The following is a 3,142-nucleotide window of genomic DNA, read 5'->3' on the forward strand; positions in this document are numbered from 1 at the left end:
CAACAGCTTGTAATTTTTCTTCTGCACTAAATTTAGCCATAGAAAAACTGCACCTCCAATTGTTAGATTGTGTCTAACAATTGGGGTGCAGTTCAAACGAGTGGCTTTTTTCTATAAAAAAATATGAGAATCCTGACCAGTTGTTCAAATGACTTAAAAGTAATTCCTTCCCCTGTGTTTATAAACTTTCTTATTGGGGATAATTTAAGAAACCTTTTACAATATATTAAAGAAGTGAAAAATATGACTATTCACCACATTTAAAGCAATACCGAAAAGCATAACCTAGACACAATGATGTTATGCGAGCAATTTGTCACATGACAATAGTAGCAAACATGCTTGGTGATACCCTTAATACTGTTTTAGGCAATTGTAAATTTGTATCCCTAGACACACCGAAACATATTATAGTAACATGCACATATAGAACAAAAAGGAGTGATTTTTATAGGTATTCATCAATTTTTTACAAGTCTTAATGATCTAGAGCGAATTATTCGTTGCCCTGGACGCTTCAAATTTGAAGAGCACAATGTGGCTGCTCACTCTTGGAAGGTATCACAGTATGCGATGTTCTTTGCCACACTTGAGGAAATGAATGGAGCTACGATTAATTGGAAATCATTATATGAAAAAACCATCAATCACGACTTTGCTGAAGTATTTATCGGCGATATTAAAACACCAGTAAAGCATGCGAGCCCTGAGCTTAAACAAATGCTGGCACATGTGGAAGAGAAAATGATGGAGAAATTTATTATTGATGAGATTCCACAAGAGTTTCAGGCTGTCTTCTTTGAGCGCATGAAAGAAGGTAAGGATAAAACTATAGAGGGTCGCCTACTTGAGTTTGCTGATAAGCTTGACCAATTTTATGAAGCCTTTGCTGAGTTAAAACGTGGAAACACAGATAAAGAATTTGTGCATATGTATCAATCAGCCCTTTCCAAGATTTTAACTATTCCTCTTGAAGCGTCGGTTCACTATTTCCGTACTGAGATTCTGAAGGATGCTGTGAAGGAAAAAACGCATATTGATATTCAAGCTTTGACGAATGAAGTGTTAACATCAAATTAATAAGGTGCATGTACAAGTTTTCCGAACGAATGAACTCGCGGAAGGCTTTTTTTATTTTCATCAATTATGCCTTGGCATAATTGCGTCTGGAATCGGCTTTGTGCCTAGGCCTGCGTGATGCAGGTCAGTTAGCCGTTATCGCATGGATGCGATGATTTTAGGCTAACATCCTATGTGAATTCCTTTCCGATTCCGTGACATCCGCCGGAGGCTTTAACTTCTTTCAGCGGATGTTTTTTGTACCGAAAGCGTAGCGACAGGTACAGATGTTTGGACACCCGCTGAAAATTAACTTAAACCCGCATTCATCTGCTGAAAGAAGTTAAAAAGTCGTATAATGGAAGGAGACCGATTGGAGGAAAGCCTTTGTCACAAGAATGTTCAATTGTAGAGGATTTATACCCTTTGTATAAGAAACAAGCGCTCCAAGCAACTACTATACAATTTGTCGAACACCATTTAGCTAATTGTGAGCATTGCCAGCAACTTGCTACTTCAAAGCAAACACTAGGCTATCATTTACTAATGAAAAGAACGGTAACATTTTTCCACCTTGTTTTTATCGTACTATCCTTTATGTTTGCCATTAACTCTTCCCTACTTGGCAATCAAACGAGCTTTGCTGTATCATACGCGATTTTTGGCTGTCTTACTTATTTCTTTTACAAAAATATTTGGATTGTTTTTGCCATCAGCTCTGTACCCGTTTTCGTATGGGCCATTATTAACAATATAAATAACCAACTCTATGTCATCAACTACACGTTCGCAGAAATTGGTACACTGTTGATTGGCGCTTGCTACATAGCACTTTTACATACTATTTTTGCACTATTTGGTGCTGCTTTCGCTATTTTATTTCGTAGGTTTACAAAATAATGTTCCACCTTGCAGAAGGAAGTTGTCTCCAAGTATCTGAGCCAACTTCCAATATCCAAATAAAAAAAGAGTCGATTTTGATAGCCTCCAATTTGGAACGCTTCATATCACGACTCTTTTTACAGTAATTATGCTTTTTTAACGAACTCTGACTTTAATTTCATTGCACCAAAGCCATCGATTTTACAATCAATATTGTGATCGCCTTCAACGAGACGAATGCTTTTCACCTTTGTCCCAATTTTTAATGTTGAAGAACTACCTTTAACTTTTAAATCCTTAATAACTGTAACAGAATCGCCGTCGGCAAGTAGATTGCCATTAGCATCCTTTACGATTAGCGTATCTGCCTCCTGCTCCGTTCCATCAGTGCTCCACTCATGTGCACATTCTGGACATACAAAGTTTGTTCCATCCTCATATGTGTATTCAGAATTACATTTCGGACAATTTGGATAAGCTGCCATTTCCGCTTCCTCCTTATACTTATTTTCTAGGTAAACCCTATATATGCTCCTTTATCTTACATACTAAGTCCTACTAAGTAAAGGTTGTTCGTATTTTTTGTTCGCTTTTGTGAATAATGTATGAATCTGTTTCAAGCTTCCGGAGATATTTCATTCTGGAAATGTATGAATTGGGACACTTGCCCATTGACTTTTTTGTACAAACCATCTTACTTGCAAGTTTATTTAACATGCCTTATTATATCTTTAAAGGCTGCATTGTTCGTACAATATTAAGTTTTAACCTTTAAGCTGTAAAAGGGAGTTTTATTATTGGAGTTGGAATGACGGGCCTCACACCATGGTGCATGAGGATAAGCAGGAAAGCTTCTGCGAACACCCACTTTGAGGAGTGGTGGTTTAAAACTTTCTATAATAACTACGGCATACGCGGCTTTTACTACATAACCTTTAATAGATCACTCTTACCTACCATGGTGAGAGTGTTTTTTGTGTGGATTTTTAAGTTTGTTGCAAATTAAGACTTAGTTTGATTTCGATAGACAAAATCAATATGAGTAGCATAATTTCAATAAAAACATAAATATTATACGCTCTTTGTAAAATTCTACTTATATAATGTATCACTAACGTCGCATAAATTTTAATTGAATTTTCTGTTTTCTGTTTCTTCCGTTTTTGAAGAAAATAAAAGACTCTCAAATAGAGATAGTAAA

General features: G+C 36.3%; 3 protein-coding genes and 1 other RNA gene. 3 read left to right on the plus strand and 1 reads right to left on the minus strand.

Annotated features, from left to right (window positions below):
• Positions 1-441: 441 nt before the first annotated feature.
• Both ACFXN8_RS26360 and ACFXN8_RS26365 read left to right on the plus strand, forming a co-directional pair.
• Positions 442-1,080, plus strand: a complete 639-nt coding sequence (locus ACFXN8_RS26360; RefSeq protein WP_132363732.1) for a YfbR-like 5'-deoxynucleotidase — start codon at positions 442-444, stop codon at positions 1,078-1,080.
• Between the two features lie 366 nt (positions 1,081-1,446).
• Positions 1,447-1,959 carry a zf-HC2 domain-containing protein gene (locus ACFXN8_RS26365; protein ID WP_386848317.1) on the plus strand — a complete coding sequence of 171 codons (513 nt, stop codon included), beginning with the start codon at positions 1,447-1,449 and terminating at the stop codon, positions 1,957-1,959.
• A 128-nt stretch (positions 1,960-2,087) separates the two neighbouring features.
• Here ACFXN8_RS26365 and ACFXN8_RS26370 read toward each other — a convergent pair whose 3' ends face one another.
• The gene (locus ACFXN8_RS26370; protein WP_079563050.1) at positions 2,088-2,426 is read right to left on the minus strand and encodes a zinc ribbon domain-containing protein YjdM; all 339 of its coding nucleotides are present in this window, start codon (positions 2,424-2,426) and stop codon (positions 2,088-2,090) included.
• Between the two features lie 247 nt (positions 2,427-2,673).
• Between ACFXN8_RS26370 and ssrS the strand changes: the two genes are divergently transcribed.
• Positions 2,674-2,866, plus strand: a non-coding RNA gene (ssrS, locus tag ACFXN8_RS26375) — 6S RNA.
• Positions 2,867-3,142: the final 276 nt, after the last annotated feature.

The sequence above is a fragment of the Lysinibacillus sp. NPDC059133 genome, from assembly GCF_042755925.1.
In the GTDB taxonomy this organism is placed as follows: Bacteria; Bacillota; Bacilli; order Bacillales_A; family Planococcaceae; genus Lysinibacillus.